The 20,605-nt window shown below is 64.9% G+C and carries 16 protein-coding genes; 7 read left to right on the top strand and 9 right to left on the bottom strand.

Going from position 1 to position 20,605, the window contains the following annotated elements; all coding sequences use genetic code 11:
- Position 1: 1 nt before the first annotated feature.
- Both KTQ37_RS01475 and KTQ37_RS01480 read right to left on the bottom strand, forming a co-directional pair.
- Positions 2-814, bottom strand: coding sequence for a glutamate racemase (locus KTQ37_RS01475; RefSeq protein ID WP_218628689.1), 813 nt, complete (start codon positions 812-814; stop codon positions 2-4).
- Positions 815-902: 88 nt separating this feature from the next.
- The gene (locus tag KTQ37_RS01480) at positions 903-4,298 is read right to left on the bottom strand and encodes an indolepyruvate ferredoxin oxidoreductase family protein (RefSeq protein WP_218628690.1); all 3,396 of its coding nucleotides are present in this window, start codon (positions 4,296-4,298) and stop codon (positions 903-905) included.
- A gap of 147 nt (positions 4,299-4,445) precedes the next feature.
- Between KTQ37_RS01480 and KTQ37_RS01485 the strand changes: the two genes are divergently transcribed.
- The 6 genes from KTQ37_RS01485 (at position 4,446) to KTQ37_RS01510 (ending at position 12,218) form a co-directional block, all read left to right on the top strand.
- Positions 4,446-5,354 carry a LysR family transcriptional regulator gene (locus KTQ37_RS01485; RefSeq protein ID WP_218628691.1) on the top strand — a complete coding sequence of 303 codons (909 nt, stop codon included), beginning with the start codon at positions 4,446-4,448 and terminating at the stop codon, positions 5,352-5,354.
- A gap of 376 nt (positions 5,355-5,730) precedes the next feature.
- The gene (purL, locus tag KTQ37_RS01490) at positions 5,731-7,893 is read left to right on the top strand and encodes a phosphoribosylformylglycinamidine synthase subunit PurL (protein ID WP_218628692.1); all 2,163 of its coding nucleotides are present in this window, start codon (positions 5,731-5,733) and stop codon (positions 7,891-7,893) included.
- A gap of 164 nt (positions 7,894-8,057) precedes the next feature.
- Positions 8,058-8,300: a BolA/IbaG family iron-sulfur metabolism protein gene (locus tag KTQ37_RS01495; protein ID WP_218628693.1), complete on the top strand. Its 243-nt coding sequence runs from the start codon at positions 8,058-8,060 to the stop codon at positions 8,298-8,300.
- A gap of 90 nt (positions 8,301-8,390) precedes the next feature.
- Positions 8,391-8,750: a Grx4 family monothiol glutaredoxin gene (gene grxD, locus KTQ37_RS01500; RefSeq protein ID WP_218628694.1), complete on the top strand. Its 360-nt coding sequence runs from the start codon at positions 8,391-8,393 to the stop codon at positions 8,748-8,750.
- A 173-nt stretch (positions 8,751-8,923) separates the two neighbouring features.
- Positions 8,924-9,871 (top strand): deoxyribose-phosphate aldolase, encoded by a 948-nt coding sequence (gene deoC / locus KTQ37_RS01505; RefSeq protein ID WP_218628695.1) that lies wholly within the window; start codon positions 8,924-8,926, stop codon positions 9,869-9,871.
- Positions 9,872-9,878: 7 nt separating this feature from the next.
- Positions 9,879-12,218 (top strand): aldehyde dehydrogenase family protein, encoded by a 2,340-nt coding sequence (locus tag KTQ37_RS01510; protein ID WP_218628696.1) that lies wholly within the window; start codon positions 9,879-9,881, stop codon positions 12,216-12,218.
- Between the two features lie 33 nt (positions 12,219-12,251).
- Here KTQ37_RS01510 and KTQ37_RS01515 read toward each other — a convergent pair whose 3' ends face one another.
- The 7 genes from KTQ37_RS01515 to KTQ37_RS01545 form a co-directional block, all read right to left on the bottom strand.
- Entirely contained in the window at positions 12,252-12,926 is a 675-nt protein-coding gene (locus tag KTQ37_RS01515) for a DUF1523 family protein (protein ID WP_218628697.1), read from the bottom strand.
- 7 nt (positions 12,927-12,933) lie between these two features.
- On the bottom strand, positions 12,934-13,212 hold the full coding sequence (locus KTQ37_RS01520) for a hypothetical protein (RefSeq protein ID WP_218628698.1): 279 nt from the start codon (positions 13,210-13,212) through the stop codon (positions 12,934-12,936).
- The gene (locus tag KTQ37_RS01525; RefSeq protein ID WP_218628699.1) at positions 13,209-14,600 is read right to left on the bottom strand and encodes a DUF6638 family protein; all 1,392 of its coding nucleotides are present in this window, start codon (positions 14,598-14,600) and stop codon (positions 13,209-13,211) included. Before KTQ37_RS01525 ends, KTQ37_RS01520 begins: the two co-directional genes overlap by 4 nt.
- 30 nt (positions 14,601-14,630) lie before the next feature.
- Positions 14,631-14,936 (bottom strand): hypothetical protein, encoded by a 306-nt coding sequence (locus KTQ37_RS01530; protein WP_218628700.1) that lies wholly within the window; start codon positions 14,934-14,936, stop codon positions 14,631-14,633.
- Positions 14,933-16,867 carry an AAA family ATPase gene (locus tag KTQ37_RS01535; protein ID WP_218628701.1) on the bottom strand — a complete coding sequence of 645 codons (1,935 nt, stop codon included), beginning with the start codon at positions 16,865-16,867 and terminating at the stop codon, positions 14,933-14,935. Before KTQ37_RS01535 ends, KTQ37_RS01530 begins: the two co-directional genes overlap by 4 nt.
- 85 nt (positions 16,868-16,952) lie before the next feature.
- Complete coding sequence (locus KTQ37_RS01540; protein WP_218628702.1) at positions 16,953-18,074, bottom strand: hypothetical protein; 1,122 nt, start codon at positions 18,072-18,074, stop codon at positions 16,953-16,955.
- Positions 18,075-19,151, bottom strand: coding sequence for a coiled-coil domain-containing protein (locus KTQ37_RS01545; protein WP_218628703.1), 1,077 nt, complete (start codon positions 19,149-19,151; stop codon positions 18,075-18,077).
- A gap of 148 nt (positions 19,152-19,299) precedes the next feature.
- Here KTQ37_RS01545 and KTQ37_RS01550 point away from each other — a divergent pair, with 148 nt between their 5' ends.
- A complete protein-coding gene (locus KTQ37_RS01550) occupies positions 19,300-20,580 on the top strand; it encodes an acetylornithine deacetylase/succinyl-diaminopimelate desuccinylase family protein (RefSeq protein ID WP_218628704.1) in 1,281 nt (426 codons plus the stop codon).
- Positions 20,581-20,605 lie beyond the last annotated feature (25 nt).

Here is a 20,605-nt window from a genome sequence, read left to right on the forward strand (position 1 = left end):
TTCAGGCGGCTTCGAAAGTGATCCGGCGTCGCAGGAACTGCGTCGCGTGGGTCGAGACCGAGGCCGGTTTGCCCGTGGTCAGGAACTTTGATACCTTGCCCGCACCCTCGAATTCGGGGTGGCGGGTGAGGTAGTCGGTCAGGCTTTCCGCCACGAGGTTCGCCTGGCTATAAACGGTCACGTCGGGGCCCAATGCCTCCTGGAAAACCGTTTGCATCAGCGGGTAATGGGTGCAGCCCAGAATGGCGGCCTCGGGGTGCGGCATCCGGCGCTTGAGCGCCTCGACATGGCTGCGCACCAGCGCCTCGGCGAGGATCTCGTCACCCATTTCGATTGCATCGACCACGCCGCCGCAGGGCTGCGCCTCGACATCCACACCGATCGCGCGATAGGCCAACTCGCGCTGGAAGGCGCGGCTTGCAACGGTCGCGGGGGTGGCAAACAGCGCCACATGCTTGACGGCAACCTCACGCGGGGGGCTGTTGTCGCCCCATTTGCGCTCGGTCAGCGCCTCGATCATCGGCACGAAGACGCCCAGAGCCCGCTTGTCCTTGGGCACCCAGCTTTCCTGCATCCGCTTCAGCGCGGCGGCCGAGGCGGTGTTACAGGCCAGGATCACCAGATCGCAGCCTTCGTCCCAAAGGCGTTCCACGCCCCGGCAGGTCAGGTTGAAGATGTCATCGGCATCGCGCACGCCGTAGGGGGCGTGGGCATTGTCACCGTAATAGACGAAGGCCACATCGGGCAGCCGCTTGGAGACGGCATCATACACCGTCAACCCGCCGAGCCCGCTATCGAAAACCCCAACAGCCATGCCTGCCTCCCGCCCCTCAGGGTGCCCCGCGCGCGGCGGGGAATTGGCCCCTAATAAGCCCCCCGCGCGCGGAAATAAACGCCTGAAATCATTCCGCCGCGAGTTGTGACGGCGGAGCGCCCTGATCGAAGGCCGCCAGAAGCTCGGCCCGGCGCTTGGCAGCACGCGCCACCGCTTCGACCTTGACCGGGCCGAAACCCCGGATCGAAAGCGGCAGCTCGGCCAATTCGCGCGCGATCTCGAGCGTCTCGGGGCGCACCAGAGGCAAAATCCGCGCCATATCGGCCTCGTATTCGGCGATCAGTGCGCGCTCGGTGCGGCGTTCCTCGGACCGCCCAAACGGGTCGAGTGCCGTGCCGCGCAGCCCTTTCATCCGTGCCAGCAGCCGGAAGGCGGGAATCATCCAGGCGCCAAAGCTGCGCTTGATCGGGCGCCCGTTCGGCCCCTCGCCGGCCAAGAAGGGCGGCGCGAGATGGAAGGTGGGTTTCAGATCGCCCTCGAATTCCTCGCGCGCCTTTTCCAGCGTTTCCAGATGCAGCCGCGCGACCTCGTACTCGTCCTTGTAGGCCAAGAGCTTATGGTAGCCCTTGGCAACGGACAGGCGCAGCTCTTGCGGAGCGCGGGCAACAAGCGCCGAGAAGCGCGTCGCAAGCGCGGCACCCTGATAAGTGGTCAGATGCGCTGCGCGGAAGGCGATCGGATCGGCTTCCGCCGCGGGTTCTTCATGCGCGATAAGCTTCGCGGCCGCTTCGGGATGCGCCTTGGCCCAACGGCCAAGCTCGAAGGCGCGCTTGTTCGCGTCGACGGCGGTTTCGTTCAACTCGATCGCGCGATGGATGGCGGCGTGGCTGAGCGGCAGATAACCCGCCTGCCAGGCCGCCCCAAGGACAACCATGTTCGAGTAGATCGAATCCCCAAGCGCGCGGCGGGCCAGTTCGGAGGCGTCGAAGAAGCTCACCCGGTCGTGCAGCCGTGCTTCCAGCGCCAGCCGGAGTTGCCCCACCGGCAGTTGGAAATCGCGGTTGCGGGTGAACTCGCCGGTCACGATCTCATGCGCGTTGACGATGGCCCCGGTGCGCCCGGCGGTCATCAGACCCAGGGTCTTGGCCCCGGCGCTGACCACAAGATCGCCGCCGATAACGCAATCGGCCTCGCCCACCGCCACGCGAATGGCCGAAATATCCTGCGGCCGGTTCGCCAGTCGCAGGTGGATATGCACCGCCCCACCCTTTTGTGCGAGGCCGGCCATCTCCATCATGCCCGCACCCTTGCCATCGACATGCGCGGCCATGGCCAGCACCGCACCCACGGTGACAACGCCAGTGCCGCCGACGCCGGTGATCACGACGTTATGGGTGCCCCGGATCGCAGGCAGCGTGGGCTCGGGCAGGTCCGGCAGATCCAGCGCCTTGGGCTGGACCTTGCGCAGCTTCGCTCCCGAGAGCGTCACGAAAGACGGACAAAACCCGTTCAGGCAGGAGAAGTCCTTGTTGCAGCTCGACTGGTCAATGGCACGCTTGGTGCCAAGCTCGGTCTCGACCGGCACGATAGAGACGCAGTTCGACTGCACGCCGCAATCGCCGCAGCCCTCGCAGACATCGGTATTGATGAAGACGCGCTTGTCGGGATCGGGGAAAGAGCCGCGCTTGCGGCGGCGGCGCTTTTCGGCGGCGCAGGTCTGGATATAGACGATGGCCGAGACGCCCTTGGTTTGCTCAAGGCGCTTTTGCACCACCATCAGCCCCGCGCGTTCGACTTTCTCGACCTCGGGCGGGAAGCTGGACAGATCCAGATCCTCTTTCGCGTCATAAACCACGACGACCGGCTTCACGCCCATGGCAAGGATCTCGCGCACGATCTGCTGCGCGGTCAGCCCACCCTCGTTCGGCTGCCCGCCGGTCATGGCGACAGCATCATTGAAGAGGATCTTGTAGGTGATGTTCACGTCCGCCGCCAAGGCCGCCCGGATCGCAAGGCTGCCCGAGTGGTTATACGTCCCGTCGCCGAGATTCTGGAACACATGCGGGCGGGTCGAGAACGGCGCCTCGCCGACCCAGTTGGCGCCCTCGCCGCCCATCTGGGTGAAGCCGGTGGTCTCGCGCCCCATCCATTGCACCATGTAATGGCAGCCGATCCCGGCATAGGCCCGCGCGCCTTCAGGCAGGCGGGTCGAGCTGTTATGCGGACAGCCCGAGCAGAACCACGGCACGCGGGTCGCGATCTCGGGGGCGTTGTCGGCGCGCCGAGCCTGCTCGATCCGCGCCAACCCGGCCTTGACTCCCTCGGTCGCGCGGCCTTCCTCGGAGAGTATCCCGGCGATACGCTCGGCAATGGTCATCGGATCGAGGGCAAAGCGGGTCGGGAACAGCTCGGCCCCGGTGCGGTCATGGTGCCAGCCCAGAACGCGCCGCCCCTTGCGGTTGTCAAAGATCGCCTCCTTGACCTGCACTTCGATCAGCTTGCGCTTTTCCTCGACCACGACGATCAGTTCGAGCCCCTCGGCCCATTCGTTGAACGAGCGCATGTCCATCGGGAAGGTCTGCGCGACTTTCCAGGTGGTGATGCCGAGGCGCTCGCATTCGGCTTCGGTCAGGCCAAGCAGGCTGAAGGCATGCACGAGGTCGAGCCAGTTCTTGCCCGCCGCGACAAAGCCGATCTTGGCGCCAGCGCGGCCATGCATCCGCTTGTCCATCCGGTTGGCGCGGGCGAAGGCCTCGGCGGCGAAACGCTTGTAGTCGATCATCCGCGCTTCCTGCGCGACGGGCGTGTCGCCCAGACGGATGTTCAATCCACCCGGCGGCATCCTGAAATCGGGGGTGACAAAGCTCAGCCGGAGGGGGTCGCCGTCGACGACTGCCGTCGCCTCGACCGTGTCCTTCATCGTCTTGAGCCCCACCCAGACCCCGGCGAAGCGGCTCAGCGCCCAGCCATAGAGCCCGAAATCGAGGATTTCCTGCACGCCTGCGGGGCTGAGCACCGGCATATAGGCATCGACCAGCGCCCAGTCGGACTGGTGCAGCACGGTCGAGCTTTCGCCCGTGTGGTCATCGCCCATCGCCATCAGCACGCCGCCAAGCCGCGAGGTGCCCGCCATATTGGCGTGGCGCATCACATCGCCCGAGCGATCCACGCCCGGCCCCTTGCCGTACCACAGGCCGAAAACGCCATCATAGGCGCCCTCACCGCGCAACTCGGCCTGCTGCGTGCCCCAAAGGGCTGTCGCGGCCAGGTCTTCGTTCAGACCGGGCTGAAAGCGGACCTGCGCGGCCTCCAGCTCGCGCCGCGCACGGCTCATCTGGATATCCACCGCGCCAAGCGGCGAGCCGCGATAGCCCGTCACATAGCCCGCCGTATTGAAACCCGCCGCGCGGTCGCGCGCGGCCTGCATCAGGACCAGCCGCACCAACGCCTGCGTCCCGTTCAACAGAACTGGATTCTTGGATAGGTCGAAACGATCCCTAAGGGACACTTCCTGCCCGCCCATTGTGCACCTCCCCTTGCGCCAAAGGCCTAAGGGAATGATAGGTCGGAAAAGCTGACCTACCAAGTCAATTTTGGGGCAAAGTCGTTTGTTAAATTCGGCGAATGAATATAAGTGTAGAAGGCTTACAGTGATCAGAAAGTGACCCCGATGGACTGGGACAAGTTGCGAATCTTTCATGCGGTGGCCGATGCAGGCTCCCTCACCCATGCGGGGGACGCGCTGCATTTGTCCCAATCGGCGGTCAGCCGGCAGATCCGAGCCCTAGAAGAGTCGCTCGGAACGACGCTGTTCCACCGCCATGCGCGGGGGCTGATTCTCACCGAGCAGGGAGAGCTTCTGTTCGACGCCACCTCGACCATGGCGAAGAAGCTCGACTCCGCCGCCGCGCGTATCCGCGACAGTGAAGAAGAGGTGTTCGGCGAGTTGCGCGTGACCACGACCGTGGGCTTCGGCACGCTCTGGCTCGCGCCGCGTCTGGTCAAACTTTACGAACGCTACCCCGAGCTGAAGATCGACCTGCTATTGGAAGAGCGCGTTCTGGACCTGCCGATGCGCGAGGCCGACGTCGCCATCCGCATGAAGGAACCCGCCCAGGCCGACCTGATCCGCAAGCGGCTGCTCAATATCCGGATGCGGCTCTATGCAACCTCGGAATACCTCGCACGCTGCGGCCGCCCCGAAAGCCTGGCCGATCTGCGCCAACATCGCCTGATCTGCCAAAACCCTGTGACGCCTCAGGTCTCGGCGGGCGCGCATCTCGTGCAGCAGATCCTGTCGCATGAGGTCCACTCGACGCTAACGGTGAACAACTATTTCGGCGTGCTTCAGGGTGTGCTGAATCACATCGGAATCGGGGTCTTGCCCGATTATCTGACGGTGGATTTCCCCGAACTCGAACGCGTCCTGCCCGATGTCGAGTCGGTCGAGGTGCCGGTCTTCCTGGCCTACCCCGAAGAGCTGCGCCAGTCGCGCCGCGTCACCGCGTTCAGGGACTTCGTTCAGGAAGAAATCCTGGCTTACCGCCGCCAGCAAATGGGCGACATGAGCGCCGAATAGCAAGCTATTACCTGAGCGCATAGCGGGAATGCTGCACTTGCAGCATGATTCTCCTTGATCGATTCTAACTCTGCACATAAATCGAGCTTCGAAGGCGATGATTTGAGGAAACTCTCATCACCTTTTACCTCCCTGTTGGACTACGGCCGAGCTTTTGCTCGGCCTTTTTTTTCGCCCATCGCTTTCCTCGATCATTTGCGCGCGAAAACGGTGGGCCAGAGGGGCGGGCGGCGCAACGGATCGCACCGCACGGCGGTTTGATGCCATGCACCGCGCGCAAACCGTGTTTCCGCCCGCTTTTGCGCGCCATCGCCCCTTTTCCCGCAGGCCCACATGTCCTAAAGAACGCGCAAACCCGCGCCTTCGGAGGAGTTTCATGAACGAGCCGCAGATCACCCCCGACCTCGTCGCTGCCCACGGCCTGAAACCCGACGAATACCAGAGCCTGCTGGACATCATGGGCCGCGAGCCCACCTTCACCGAACTCGGCATCTTCTCGGCCATGTGGAACGAGCATTGCTCGTACAAATCCTCGAAGAAATGGCTGCGCACCCTGCACACCACCGGCGAGCAGGTCATCTGCGGTCCGGGCGAGAACGCGGGCGTCGTGGATATCGGCGACGGTCAGGCGGTCATCTTCAAGATGGAAAGCCACAACCACCCCTCCTACATCGAACCACATCAGGGTGCTGCGACCGGCGTCGGCGGCATCCTGCGCGACGTCTTCACCATGGGTGCGCGCCCGATCGCGGCGATGGACAGCCTGTCCTTCGGCCTGCCCTCGCATCCCAAGACCCCCCACCTCGTGAAGGGCGTGGTCGAGGGCGTGGGCTCCTACGGCAACTGTTTCGGCGTGCCCAACGTGGGCGGCGAGGTGCGCTTCCACGCGGCCTATAACGGCAACTGCCTTGTGAACGCCTTCGCGGCGGGCCTCGCGGATACCGACAATATCTTCTACTGCGCCGCCTCGGGCGTGGGCATGCCGGTGGTTTACCTCGGCGCCAAGACCGGGCGCGACGGCGTCGGCGGTGCCACCATGGCCTCGGCCGAGTTCGACGACACCATCGAAGAGAAGCGCCCCACCGTTCAGGTCGGCGACCCCTTCGTCGAGAAATGCCTGATGGAAGCCTGCATGGAGCTGATGCGCACCGACGCAGTCATCTCGATCCAGGACATGGGCGCGGCGGGCCTGACCTGCTCGGCCGTCGAGATGGGCGACAAGGGCGGCTTGGGCATCAAGCTGCAGCTTGACGCCGTGCCGCAGCGCGAAGCCAACATGACCGCCTATGAGATGATGCTCTCGGAAAGCCAGGAGCGGATGCTCATGGTGCTCAAGCCCGAGAAAGAGGCCGAGGCCCGCGCCATCTTCGAGAAATGGGATCTCGACTTCGCCATCGTCGGCGAGACCATCGCCGAGGACCGCTTCCTGATCATCCATGGCAATGAGGTTAAGGCCGACATCCCGCTGTCTAAGCTTAGCTCGGCCGCGCCGGAATACGACCGCCCCTGGGTGCCGACCCCGGCCGCCAAGCCGCTGACCGAATTGCCCGCCATTGGCCCGATCGAGGCACTCAAGGCGCTGATCGGCTCGCCGAACTATGCCGCCAAGAACTGGGTATTCGAGCAGTATGACACGCAGGTCATGGCCGATACCGTGGTGCGCCCGGGCCTTGGCGCTGGCGTCGTGCGCGTGCATGGCACCGACAAGGCCGTGGCCTTCACCTCGGACGTGACGCCGCGCTACGTGCGTGCCAACCCCTACGAGGGCGGCAAGCAGGCCGTGGCCGAAGCCTATCGCAACCTGTCTGCCGTGGGCGCCCTGCCGCTGGCCACGACCGACAACCTGAACTTCGGCAACCCCGAGAAGCCCGAGATCATGGGGCAGTTCGTCGGCGCGATCAAAGGTATCGGCGAGGCCTGCCTTGCGCTGAACTTCCCGATCGTCTCGGGGAACGTCTCGCTTTACAACGAGACCGACGGCAAGGGCATCCTGCCCACCCCGACCATCGGCGCCGTGGGCCTGCTGAAATCGCTCGACGATCTGATCGGCGGCCAGCCTGCTGAGGGCGACATCGCGCTGGTGATCGGCGTGACGCATGGCCACCTCGGCCAGTCGGCGCTGGCCTACGAGGCCTTCGGCATTGAGGAAGGCGGCGCTCCGTCGGTCGATCTCGATGACGAGCGCAAGCACGGCGAGTTTCTGCGCGCCAATGGCAAGCTGGTGAAAGCGGCCTCGGACCTGTCCGACGGCGGTCTGGCTCTGGCGGCCTTCGAGATGGCCGAGGGCGCCGGTCTGGGCGTTGCGCTCGATGCGCAGGCTATCGGCACGCTCTTTGGCGAAGACCAGGCGCGCTACCTTGTGGCTTGCGATGCCGAGGGCGCGAATGCGCTCGAAGCCGCTGCGAAGGCCGCCAATGTGCCGCTGGAGCGCGTCGGCGTCTTCGGGGGCAGCGATGTGGCCTTCGGCAGCGCCAAGGCGCCCTTGGCCGATCTGTCGGCGCTTTACCGCTCGGCCTTCGCCGCCGCCGTGGAAGGCTGAGACAACCGCTTGAAAGCATATGCGCGCGGGGCCACCCGCGCGCCTTTCTTTTGGGGCCATCGCCCGCCGGGGCAATTCGCCCCACGGCGCGGATGCGACCGGCGCGCCCCTTGCCGCCCCGCCGCAGTCAGCCTAGATTGACCGCAAAGCACGAGGAGATACCGATGCCGATGGAAGCCCATGATATTGAAGCCCTGATCCGTGAGGGCTTTCCCGACGCGCAGATCACCATCACCGATCTTGCGGGCGACGGGAACCATTGGGCAGCCGAGGTGATCGACGCCTCGTTCAAGGGTCTCAACCGCGTCCAGCAGCAGCGCGCCGTCTTCGCCGCGCTGAAAGGCGCGATGGACGGGCCGAACGCGCCGCTGCATGCGCTCGCTCTTACGACCAAGGCCCCCGAGTGATATCCGGCGGGCACCTGACTTCGGTCAAGGCGCCCGAACCGACCGACTGACAGAGCGTGTATCGCTCATGCGCGAACAAAGGACCTCTCCATGACCGCTATCGACCAGATCAAGGCAGACATCGAAGCCAATGACGTGGTGCTCTACATGAAAGGCACCAAGGAAATGCCGCAATGCGGGTTCTCCAGCCGCGTCGCGGGCGTGTTGAACTTCATGGGCGTCACCTACAAGGACGTCAACGTGCTGGCCGACGAAGGAATCCGCCAGGGCATCAAGGATTTCTCGGAATGGCCGACCATCCCGCAGCTTTACGTCAAGGGCGAGTTCGTGGGCGGCTGCGATATCGTCACCGAAATGACCCTGTCGGGCGAGCTTGACCAGCTCTTTGACGCCAAGGGCGTGAGCTACAACAAAGACGCCGCCGACCAGATCCGCGCCGCGAACGCCTGATCGGGCCACGCCAAGTATTCCAGACCCCGCGCCCTCCGCGCGGGGTTTTCTATTGGGCGCATCAAGTTTTTGGACCAAATGGTCATATTTCTTGCGCCATCCATGCAGCGCCCGTTGATGCAACCCCGATCTGGCGCTAGCCTGCGCGTAACCGGACCAGCTCAGGATCCATCATGTCCACTGACCGCAATCCCGGCGTGCCGCTCGACCTGTCCTGGTTCGACCGGATCGCCGTCAATACCCCCGCGACCGAGGCGCGCGCGGCGCAGCTGACCACGCGCCGCAGCCTGAAAAAGAACTATCAGGCCGCCTGGCTCGTGAACGCGATCCACTGCATGGACCTGACGACGCTGGCGGGCGACGATACCGAGGACCGCGTCGCACGGCTCTGCGCCAAGGCGCGTGCGCCGCTGGCCGATCATATCCTTGCCGGGCTTGGTCTTGATGGCGTGACGACCGGCGCGGTCTGCGTCTATCCGACCATGGTCGCCGCCGCCGTGCGCGCGCTGGAGGGCACTTCGATCCCCGTGGCCTCGGTCGCTACCGGTTTTCCCGCCGGGCTAATGCCGCTCGACCTGCGGCTGGCCGAAATCCGCTATGCCGTCGATCAGGGCGCGCAGGAGATCGACATCGTCATCACCCGCGCCCATGTGCTACGCGCCGACTGGCAGGCGCTCTATGACGAAATCGCCGCCATGCGCGAGGCCTGCGGGGCCGCGCATATGAAGGCGATCCTTGCAACGGGCGATCTGAAGACGCTGCGCAATGTCTACAAGGCCTCGATGGTGGCGATGCAGGCGGGGGCGGATTTCATCAAGACCTCGACCGGCAAGGAAGGCGTCAACGCCACCCTGCCCGTCAGCCTGACCATGGTGCGCGCGCTGCGCGACTATGGCGCGCGCACGGGCTACCGGATCGGCTTCAAGCCCGCAGGCGGCATGAAGACCGCCAAGGACGCGCTGGCCTGGCAGATCCTCATGAAAGAGGAGATGGGCACCGACTGGCTGCGCCCCGACCTCTTCCGCCTTGGTGCCTCGTCCATGCTGGCCGACATTGAACGCCAGCTCGAACACCATGTCACCGGGCGCTACGCGTCCTCGTCCCGCCACGCGATCGCCTGAGGGAAAGATGCCGACCGTGAAAGAGATCCTCGAGACCATGGACTACGGCCCCGCCCCAGAAGCCAGCGGCGAAGTGACCGCCTGGCTGGCCGCGCGCGGGCGCTTTGGCCATTTCATCAACGGTGCCTTCACCAAGCCGGGCGAGACCTTCGCCGCCGACAATCCGGCGACGGGCGAGCCTTTGGCCGAGGTCACGCAGGGCACCGAGGATGACATCACCGCCGCCGTGAAAGCCGCGCGCAAGGCATTGCCGAAATGGGCGGGCCTGAGCGGGCATGAGCGCGCGCAGTGGCTTTACGCCATCGCCCGCCACCTGCAAAAGCGCGAGCGCTTCCTGTCGGTGCTCGAAACCCTCGACAACGGCAAGCCGATCCGCGAGAGCCGCGATGTGGATGTGCCGCTGGCGATCCGCCACTTCTACCATCACGCCGGTTGGGCCGAACTGATCGAGGACGAGTTCCCCGGCCACGCCCCGCACGGCGTCTGCGGCCAGATCATCCCGTGGAACTTCCCGCTCTTGATGCTGGCCTGGAAGGTCGCGCCAGCGCTTGCCGCCGGGAATACGGTGGTGCTCAAACCCGCGGAGTATACCCCCCTGACTGCGCTGGCCTTCGCCGAGATCTGCGCCGAGGTCGGCCTGCCCAAGGGCGTGGTGAATATCGTCACCGGAGACGGGCGCACAGGTGCGGCCCTGGTCGCGGCCGAAGTCGACAAGATCGCCTTCACCGGCTCGACCGAGGTTGGCCGCCTCATCCGCCGCGCCACGGCGGGCAGCGGTAAGGCGCTGACACTGGAACTCGGCGGCAAGTCGCCCTTCATCGTCTTCGCCGACGCCGATCTGGATGCGGCGGTCGAGGGCGTGGTGGATGCGATCTGGTTCAACCAGGGCCAGGTCTGCTGCGCCGGGTCGCGCATTCTGGCCGCCGAATCTGTGGCTGAGGATTTCACCCGCCGCCTGACCGCGCGGCTGGCCAAGCTGCGCGTTGGCGAGCCACTCGACAAATGCACCGACATGGGCGCGATCGTGCATCCGGTGCAACTGGCCCGCATCCATGACCTCATCAGCGCGGGTGAGGCTGCAGGCGCGCGCCTGATCCAGGCCGAGTGCCAACTGCCCCCCAAGGGCAGCTTCTACGCGCCGGGCATCCTATTGGACGCGCACCCCGCCAACCCGGCGATGGTCGAGGAAATCTTCGGCCCGGTCGCCACGCTTTCGACCTTCCGCACGCCGGATGAGGCGGTGGAACTGGCCAATAACACGCGCTACGGCCTATCGGCCTCGATCTGGTCCGAGAACCTGACGCTGGCGATGGACATCGCCACCAAGGTCAAGGCCGGGGTCGTGTGGATCAACGCAACCAACGTCTTCGATGCCGCCGCAGGCTTTGGCGGGATGCGCGAGAGCGGCTTTGGCCGCGAAGGCGGGCGCGAGGGCATGGCCGCCTACCTGCGCCGCCCGGGCCCGAAGGCGCAGCCCGAGGCGGCTGCGGGGCGACTCGATGCCGCGCCGCAGACGGGTTCCCCCGCCGCCCCCGGCATCGACCGCACCGCCAAGCTCTATATCGGCGGCAAGCAAAGCCGCCCCGACAGCGGCTATTCCTACGCCGTCACCTACAAGGGCCGCGAGATCGGCCTGGCCCCCCTTGGCAACCGCAAGGACATCCGCAACGCGGTCGAGGCTGCGCATAAGGCCAGCGGCTGGGGCAAGGTGACCGGCCATAATCGGGCGCAGGTGCTGTATTACATCGCTGAAAACCTCGCCGCGCGTCAGGCCGAGTTCGAGGCCCGCCTGCACGACACTGGCCACAGCCCCAAGGAGGTCGCGGCCACGATCCGCCGCGCCTTCTATTACGCGGCCTGGGCGGACAAGTTCGACGGCGCGGTAAAATCCACCAAGACGCGCAATGTGACCGTCGCCATGAACGAACCCTGGGGCGTCATCGGCATCGCCTGCCCGGATGCGGCGCCCCTCTTGGGCTTTGCCTCGCTGGTGCTGCCCGCCATCGCGATGGGCAACCGGGTGGTGGCGATCCCCGCCGCCTCAATGCCCTTCGCCGCGACCGATCTTTACCAGGTCTTCGACACTTCGGACCTGCCGGGCGGGGTCGTGAACATCGTCACCGGCCCGCGCGACGAGTTGGCAAAGACACTGGCGCAACACGATGACGTTGCCGCGATGTGGTATTGCGGCGGCAGCGAGGGCGCCGCGATGGTCGAGGCGGAAAGCGCGGCCAATCTCAAGGCCACCTGGACGCTACCCAACCGCGACTGGAGCGCCGCGCAGGGGCGAGAGTTCCTTGACCGCGCCAGTCAGATCAAGACGATCTGGGTGCCCTACGGCGAATGAAAACGGCGCGGGGTTTGCCCCGCGCCGCCCAATTCATTTCCGGGGTTTGCCCGACCAGGTTCGAAGCCAATCCATGAACCGGCCCCAGACGCCCCGCGCGCGGTCCCCCGCGGCATCGGCGCGTTCCTCGACCTCGTCCCAGGCCTCGCCCACATCCTCGACCAGCGGGTCAATCGAACGTTCGCGGAACTGCCGCCAGATGGCGCGGACAGTCAGCACGATGATCAGCAGAACCACCAGCAGGAAGATATTGACCCAGGGGATGATCCGCACATCAGGCCCGGCGACCGGCTTGATCCCGACCGCATTCGGGAAGATCGAGAACAGCTGGTTACGCCAGCCGTAATGGGTGATCACAGCCCATTTCGGGCTCTCTGGCGAGGATTTCAGGTCGTCCGCCTCGGTCTGAAGGCTGGCGGTATCGAACTTGAAATAGGGCGGCCAGTTCCAGCCGGTATCCTCGTTACGATACACCATCGGCTTACCATTGGCGCGAATGGTCGAGATGAACTGCACATCGCGATTGGTCAGCGTGCTGGACTGGTCGTCTGGATCGGACCAGAAGATCCGCGTCCAGTCGCCCAGATCCTGCCGCTCCTGATAGGTATTCACCACGCGCACGATATCATGCTGCGGCAAGGTGTAGTGCAGAAAGCCCCCGACGATCAGCGCCAGAAGCGCCCAGAATGTCCATTTGACGTATTTCATCACGGCCTCACGCGTAATTCACCAGATAGATCAGCACGCCCACGACCACCGCGGGCAGCACCAGCACCAGCCAGATCAGCTTGCGCCGCAGGCTGCGCTCATATTCGGCCATCCCCTCTTCGATAAAGAGATCGCGGCCTTCGGGCGTGGCACCCACGGGCGGGTCCGCATCCCATTCCTTTTCCAGCGCCTCGCGGCGCAACGAGCGCGAATAGATCAGCAACACCCAATAGGCCACCGCCGCACCCACTGCCCCGAGAATTGCAAGCCTCAGAAAACCGATCATCGCCGACCTCGCAACACAGCGCCCCAGGGCCCGACCAGATCGACCGCGTCACGCGGGCTTGGCGCCTTGGGCGGCACGGGCGCGGCATCCCAGGGGCCGGGAGCAGGGAGATCCTCCATGCCCGGCTCCGCGCCGAAGAGCGCCCGGCGCGCGCCCGCCTTGTCGATCTGATACTCCCTTTCCAGAAAATCCGCCACATAGGCCTTCTTGGCCTCGGGCCAAGTCGCATAGAGACGGTAGAACAGCTCCTTGTGGCAGATGAACATCTGCCGCACGTCCAGCGGGCAAAGCTCGGCCAGCAACATGTTGACCAGATCACGTAGCGGTCCCTGCGCGGCGCGCAGTGTGTAGAAATAGGCCGGGTGGCGGCTGTCGATCCGGGGCCAGGGGCCGCCCGCCTCAAGCCAGCGCAAGATGGCGGCCAGCGCCTGAAATTCCTCGGGCAGGGCCGAGCCCAGATGCTGCGCGATCGCGCGCAACTCGCGGCGAGAGCCGCTGCCGGCATCAAGACCAAGGCGGCTGGCCGCCTCGACCAGAATGAAGTCCATCTTCTGGCGCAGGATCGCCCCCGCATCCGCCCCGCGCGCCCGAACGATCGGCTCGACCAGCGCGTTCATTTCCAGGAACTTCGCGATCTCGTTGCGCTGCTCATGCGCGAAGACATAGTCGATGGGCAGCGCCCCAAGCGCGATCCGGTCGCCCATGGCAATCGCCGCCGGATGCGGAACCGAGCGAAAGATGTAGAGCCCGCCAAAATGCGCCGTCCAGAAATCGGGCGTCTCGAAACTTGTGGCGCGCAGCGCGACCGGATTGCGGGTGACATCGCCGGTCCGCTCGGCCAGCCCGATCATCTCAGAGATCAGCGCATCGTCATACCAGCCCTCGGGATCCGTCCGAAACCGTGTGATCAGCCCCGAGAGTTTCTCGGATTCAGCCACATGATTGCCGGTGGTGTCGGCCACCACGGTAATGCGCTGAATGTCGAAGAGACGCACAGCCGAGCCAAGCTCATAGACCGTGTCCTCAAGCTCGCCCACCACCGCATCGCGGGCGGTCAGGCTGAACAGCTGCTCCTCGTTTTCTTCGATGAACCGGCGCAGGATGGAGCGCGACATCGAGAACTTGGCATTCAGCAACGGAGCCGATTTCTGCTCGGTCGAGAGCAGGATGAACTGCCGGTTGCAACCGTTCGGGTTGAGATACAGGTGATCGCCAAGCTCTTCGCCGATCTCGGGCGAATAGCCCGACAGGTCGATGTGAAACTCGGTCAGGGCGGTTTCCTTGCGCGCAAGCTGGCGCAGGCCGCGGTTATACCGCTCGACCAGCGCCGGGCTGTCCACCCGCACCAGATTGCCGAACATCAGCCCCTTTTCGATCAGACGTTTCATCAACGCTCCCGATAGCTACTCAGCACCCGATCACGCGCCGCGACCGGCCCAGATACCCCGACCGATCTTCGAGAGGACAGCAAAGACCACGACCGGCACAAAGCTCAGCACATACATGCCCGCGAACACCTGCTGCGGCGTGTTGCCGCTTTGGCACTGCCCGGCACCGAAGAATTCGGTCACGAACCCCAAGCCGCAATCCACCGCGGCACCGTAGAAGGCCGGAACCAGCATCCCCAGCGGCAGGATGGCCAGCATTTTGCCCCAGGGATTGTTCGACAGCCAAAAGCCCATGGCGAGGCAGATGATCAGCCCGAAGGCCAGAAACTGGGTCATTCGCGTTCCTCCAAATAGCGCCGCTTGGCTTCCTCGGCGCGCTTCATGTCGCGCACCATGGCCTCGATCGCGACCTCGTCCGACTTGTCCGCATAGCGGAACTCGCTGTCGGCATAGCGGTTGATTTCCTGAATGACCATCTCGGCGGTAATCGGGCGGCGCAACGCTCCGATCATCGACACCTTCTCGTCATAGCTCTTGAAGAGGAAGAGATCGGGGCTCTCCATCCATTCATCGGGCAGCTCGAAATCCATCGCGCGCACTTTCACCGCATCGGTGATGTTCTTGATCGCACGCCCGGTAAAGCGCGGATCGGCCTCTTGGATCGCCTTGAGATAGGCCCCCAGTTTCTCGATCGTATCAAGCGCCCCCACCCGCGCGTTGACCTCGGCAAAGACCGCGCGCAGACCGGCCTCCTGCGGGGTGTTGTGATTGGCAAAGCTGTGGGCAACGGCCCGCTTGATCTCTTGCGCGGCGAAGAGGTCGTGATCGCCCAAGGGGATCTCGTGCCGCTTGCCCAGAAGCAGCGCGAGGATGTCGATGTAATCCGCGCGTGTCTGCGGCCCGTCCACCAGAAACCGCGCCCCGGCGCGCTGGCGCAGCGCATCGTCCACATTCTCGGGGTAGTTCGAGAACATACCGAAGGTGCAATTGCCGCGCACGACCGTGTTGGCGCCGGCAAAGGCCTCCATCAGAACGGCGGTGACCTCCTGTTGACCCGCGCTCGATTGCCGGTCGCCGCGCTTGCCCGCAATCTGGTCGATATCGTCCACCGTGCCGAAACCGATCACCGCCGGGTCCATGACATTCTGGATGAAGGCCTTGGCATTCTGCCCCGACTTGCCCTGATAGCTGTCTATATTGTCGATGCCGAAGTTCTGGTAGCGGAACGGATAGCCCGCCACCTTGCAGTAATCGTTCAGCAACCCTGCCATCATCTGGATGAGCGTGGTCTTGCCCGTGCCGGGTTTGCCATCCCCCATAAAGGTGAAGATGAAGCCCCCAAGCTCGGCGAAGGGGTTGAGCTTGCGCTCGAAATCATAGGCCATCAGCATCTTGGCCAGCCGCATCGCCTGATACTTGGCGATGTGGTTGCCGACGACCTCCTCGGGCTTCTTGAACTGCATCACGAGGCTAGAGCCCCGCGCCTTGCGCGAAGGCGCAAAACCGGCAATCGGCAGATCGTCAGCCTCGACGCGCCAGGCCGCCCCGGTGAAGGCACCGATCCGCGGCGCATTCTCGCCACGCAGTCGAACCTTGGCACTCAACGCCTCGACAAAGGCAAGAACTGTGGCGATCAGCGCGCCCTCGTCGGTTGCATGCAGGGCGATGTCCTGATCCAGTTCCCACAGCGCGCCATGCAGCGCAAGCGGAGCATTGTCGGTCAGCACCTCCTCAACCTCGCCGATCTCGACGGATTGCTCCCCGGCCTGCGGCCCCAACAGAAACCCGGTGGCATTGGCAAAGACCGACAGCACCGCCAGCGCCTCCGCCCCCAGCAACTCGGTAAATTCCGCGCGGCGTGCCTCGGGCAGTCGCCCCTCCAGATTGGCTTTCTTCAACTCGACAAGGCCGCTCACCTCCGAGACCGCCTCGCCCATGGCAAGCGCAATCGCCAGCCCTCGGCGCAACGCCTGCAAGACCGCCGCCTGCGCTGGCGTCGGCAGATCGTCGCCGCCGACCGCCTGCACCCGCTCGGTCAAGCGCACCCCTTCGGCCCGCACGGTCGCGCGCGTCACCAATCCCGGCGTGGTCGAACGAAACCGCCGCCCCGTCCCCGTCACGCCGGGCGAGCGCTCAACCGGCGCCACCTCCCGCGCCTGAGCCAGGCGCGGCGCATGGTCAAGCCCCACCAGCAGCGCCGAGGCCGCCCCGTAATGCGCCCGGATCGCCTCTTCCCGAAGCTCCATCTCATCGCGCATCCCGCTCATCCCACTCTATCCTTTCAACGTGGCCGAAATATCCCGGGGGTGAGGGCCGCGAGGCCCGAGGGGGCAGCGCCCCCTTTCCCGGGCCTCAGCCGTAAACCATCACCCGGTCGCCCGCGCCGACCACGAACTTGCGCACATCCCGAAACCCCGGCGGATCTTTCTCGGCCAGCACCTGGAACGGCCGCTGTGGCAGGATCAGCGCACGGCGCAACCGCGTCGCCCCATGATCCTCCCCCACCCCCGAGAACGGATCGAGCCGGAACACCTGCCGCTCGGTCTCGCTGAACCAGCCCTTCTCGACCTCAACCCGCTCGGCCTCCAGCTCCTCGATGGCCCAGGCCAGCGCCCAGTCCTCGCCTGCGGGCGCGCGGGCATCTTCCAGCACCTCCCGGATCGGCCCGCTCTGCAAGGTATAGGCCGAGGAATACATCGGCCCCAGATGCATCCGGCGCAGCCCCTTGGGATGCAGATCGCCGAAATCGGCATCAAAGCCCTTGGCAATGGTGATCAGCTTCAACCCGCCCACCGACTGCGCCATCAGATGCGCGCGCACCTGCTCCCACCGGCCAATGTCCTTGGGCAGGGCGGTGCGGCCGCTATCCTCGACATCAAGAATATAGACCACCGGCACATTAAGCTGGCTGTCATAAACCGCCCAATGCAGCTTGTAGGCGCGCCGCCCGCGCGGCAGATCGCCCCGCCACTCGGCCACCGGATGCATCTGCGCCCAGAACTGCCCCCTCGCTGCCAGCGCCTCGTAGTAAAGCCGCTGGCTCAGGGCGAATTGCAGATCGGTCGGCACGGCGCGCTCACCCACGATGCGGCGCACCATGCGATCCTTCAGATCCTCGACCCCGGCCATACCCGTCAGCGTCCCGGCAGCCTGCGCTGCGTCATTGGCCATCGAGACCAGTTCCTGAAAGATCGGAAAGCCGCTCTCATGCAGGTCAATCGTCAGGTGCCGCCGCGCGGGCCCGACAATCCGGCCCGCGATCAGGTATTTCAGCGAAAGCGCCCGGAACGTCGCTGCCACCGCCTCGGCATAGCCCGCAAGGATCGCCGTATCCGAACCCGGCAACTCCCCCTCCATCTGCCGAGCCACACCCGACATGATCCGGGTGATCCGCTCGAACTTGGCAAAGTAGCGCCGGGCGGCGAATTCGTCCTTCAGGACGTGATGATCGTTGGTCAGATCGGTCTTGGGCACTTAGCCACCGTAGAGGTTCTTGTCGTGTTTCTCGACAATCTCGGCGAAACGACGGGCGAACCGCTCGTCTGCCTTCGCCTTCTGCTCCAGCACCTTTCGGGCAAAGACCATATGGCCCTCATGCGCCTCCAGCATCTCGGCCATCTTCGAATTGGTCGCGGCGCCAATCCCGGCCATGGCGGTCTGCGCCTCCTGATCGGTCTGCACACCGATCTCATTGATCCGGTGCGCGATGTCCTGCTGCTGCGCGGTCTTGAGCGACTTGGTCAGCGCATCGTACAGCACCACGCGCTGCTGCGTGTCGGTGGCCAACTTGTTGATCAGCACCATCTGCGTGGCCGCCTGGTTGGTCAGGCTGTCCACCCAGGTCTTGCCCTTCTCGATATAGCGCTCCAGCGTCTGCGACTTGGCCAGTTTGACCTGCTCGTCCTGCACCATGGCATTGTAGCGCTGGTTCAAAGCAGCCAGCTCGGTCTCCAGCCGGGTGCGCGCCGCCGCGTCCTGCTCGACCGAGATCTTGTTCTCCAACTCGATGATTTTCGGGTCAATCGCCAGAATCTCGGCGCGCACGGTCTCCAGATCGGCCACGGTGGTTTCGCGATCCGCCAGCGTTGCCGACAGATTGGTCTCGACCTTGCCCTTCTGATCGTTCAGCACCGCCAGCTGCCCTTCAAGCAACTTGACGATCGTGTCGGACTTGGCGATCAGGTCCTGCAGTTTCGCGTCGATCGAGGCCGCCCGCAAACGCTCTGCCCGCATCGCCTCGGATTTCTGCCGGGCGAACATACCGACAAAGCTCTCCCAGCCGGTCTTGGTGCGCAACTCCTCAAAATCGCGCGAGAAACCGGCCGTCACATCGTCGAGCCCCATGATCAGTTCGGCGATATTGGCGTTCATCGCATCGGCATGGGCCTGCACATCCGCCAGCGTCGCGTTCTCGATATCCAGCGCAAACTGCTCACCCGCGTCGGCCTTGGCTTTCGCCGCCTCGATCCGCGTGGTCATCTCGGTAATGCGCGCCTGCGCCTCCGCCACCTGCTTCTGGCTTTGCTGAATCTGCGCGTCGAAACCGGCCATCGCACCCTCCGATGTTAATCACTTTCACAAATCTGGGGAGGCCTCGCCGCAATTTCCAGACCCCGCCACCGAAAGGCTACCGAAAACCGCTCCGCCCCGCCACAGCTTTCGGTTGCACCTCCGCCCTCATCGCAGCTAGCCTTGCGCCATGGACCTGAACACCCTGATCAAACTGGAGATCGACTCGCGCCGCGACGAGCTGGTCGCGCTGACGCAAGACCTGATCCGCATTCCCACGCTCAACCCGCCGGGCCGGCATTACCGCGAGATCTGCGACTACCTCGCCGAGCGCCTCGCGCGGCAGGGCTTCCAGGTCGAGCTGATCCGCGCCCATGACGCGCCGGGCGACAGCGACACCTACCCGCGCTGGAACCTCGTCGCCCGCCGCGAAGGCGCGGCACCGGGCGATTGCGTGCATTTCAACTCGCATCACGACGTGGTCGAACTCGGACACGGCTGGACCCGCGATCCCTTTGGCGGCGAGATCGAGGGCGACCGAATCTACGGCCGCGGCGCTTGCGACATGAAGGGGGGCCTCGCCGCCTCGGTCATAGCCGCAGAGGCCTTCATCGCCGCCTGCCCCGACTATCACGGCGCCATCGAGATCTCGGCCACCGCCGACGAGGAATCGGGCGGCTACGGCGGCGTAGCTTACCTCGCAACCAAAGGCTACTTCGCCCCCGAGCGCGTCCAGCACGTCATCATCCCCGAACCGCTGCACAAGGATCAGATCTGCCTCGGCCATCGCGGCGTCTGGTGGGCCGAGATCGAAACGCACGGTCGTATCGCCCATGGCTCGATGCCCTTCCTCGGCGACAGCGCCATCCGGCACATGAGCGCGGTTCTGACGGAAATGGAGGAAACGCTCTACCCGCTGCTCGCCTCCAAACGCACCGAAATGCCGGTGATCCCGGAAGGCGCGCGCCAGTCCACGCTCAACGTCAACGCGATCCACGGCGGCGCGCCCGAGCAAGCGCCCGACTTCACCGGCCTTCCCGCCCCCTGCGTGGCCGACCGCTGCCGCATCGTCATCGACCGCCGCTTCCTGATCGAAGAACAGATCGACGAGGTGAAATCCGAGATCACCGCGATGATGGAGCATATTCGCGCCCGCCGCCCCGGCTTCAGCTACGAGATTCGCGACCTCTTCGAAGTGCAGCCCACCATGACTGACCGCGACGCCCCGGTCGTGCGCTCGACCGCCGCCGCGATCGAGGCCGTGCTGGGCCGCGAGGCTGCCTATGTCGTCAGCCCCGGCACCTATGACCAGAAGCATATCGACCGCATCGGCCGGCTGAAGAACTGTATCGCCTACGGGCCCGGCCTGCTCGAGCTTGCGCACCAACCCGACGAATGGGTCGGCATTACCGATATGGCGGATTCGGCCAAGGTCATGGCGCTGGTTCTTGCCGAACTGCTCGCGCCCTGACCCTTTCTTCTTGGCCCAAATACCT

Origin of the sequence: Sedimentimonas flavescens, from assembly GCF_019264375.1 — a bacterium.
Taxonomy (GTDB): domain Bacteria; phylum Pseudomonadota; class Alphaproteobacteria; order Rhodobacterales; family Rhodobacteraceae; genus Rhodobacter; species Rhodobacter flavescens.

Coding starts and splice junctions, on each gene's coding strand:
- grxD (WP_218628694.1), top strand. CDS start 8,391: ATGACCGCTATCGACCAGATCAAGGCAGACATCGAAGCCAATGACGTG.
- KTQ37_RS01480 (WP_218628690.1), bottom strand. CDS start 4,298: ATGGGCGGGCAGGAAGTGTCCCTTAGGGATCGTTTCGACCTATCCAAG.
- purL (WP_218628692.1), top strand. CDS start 5,731: ATGAACGAGCCGCAGATCACCCCCGACCTCGTCGCTGCCCACGGCCTG.
- deoC (WP_218628695.1), top strand. CDS start 8,924: ATGTCCACTGACCGCAATCCCGGCGTGCCGCTCGACCTGTCCTGGTTC.
- KTQ37_RS01520 (WP_218628698.1), bottom strand. CDS start 13,212: ATGATCGGTTTTCTGAGGCTTGCAATTCTCGGGGCAGTGGGTGCGGCG.
- KTQ37_RS01495 (WP_218628693.1), top strand. CDS start 8,058: ATGCCGATGGAAGCCCATGATATTGAAGCCCTGATCCGTGAGGGCTTT.
- KTQ37_RS01525 (WP_218628699.1), bottom strand. CDS start 14,600: ATGAAACGTCTGATCGAAAAGGGGCTGATGTTCGGCAATCTGGTGCGG.
- KTQ37_RS01550 (WP_218628704.1), top strand. CDS start 19,300: ATGGACCTGAACACCCTGATCAAACTGGAGATCGACTCGCGCCGCGAC.
- KTQ37_RS01515 (WP_218628697.1), bottom strand. CDS start 12,926: ATGAAATACGTCAAATGGACATTCTGGGCGCTTCTGGCGCTGATCGTC.
- KTQ37_RS01530 (WP_218628700.1), bottom strand. CDS start 14,936: ATGACCCAGTTTCTGGCCTTCGGGCTGATCATCTGCCTCGCCATGGGC.
- KTQ37_RS01475 (WP_218628689.1), bottom strand. CDS start 814: ATGGCTGTTGGGGTTTTCGATAGCGGGCTCGGCGGGTTGACGGTGTAT.
- KTQ37_RS01485 (WP_218628691.1), top strand. CDS start 4,446: ATGGACTGGGACAAGTTGCGAATCTTTCATGCGGTGGCCGATGCAGGC.
- KTQ37_RS01535 (WP_218628701.1), bottom strand. CDS start 16,867: ATGAGCGGGATGCGCGATGAGATGGAGCTTCGGGAAGAGGCGATCCGG.
- KTQ37_RS01545 (WP_218628703.1), bottom strand. CDS start 19,151: ATGGCCGGTTTCGACGCGCAGATTCAGCAAAGCCAGAAGCAGGTGGCG.
- KTQ37_RS01510 (WP_218628696.1), top strand. CDS start 9,879: ATGCCGACCGTGAAAGAGATCCTCGAGACCATGGACTACGGCCCCGCC.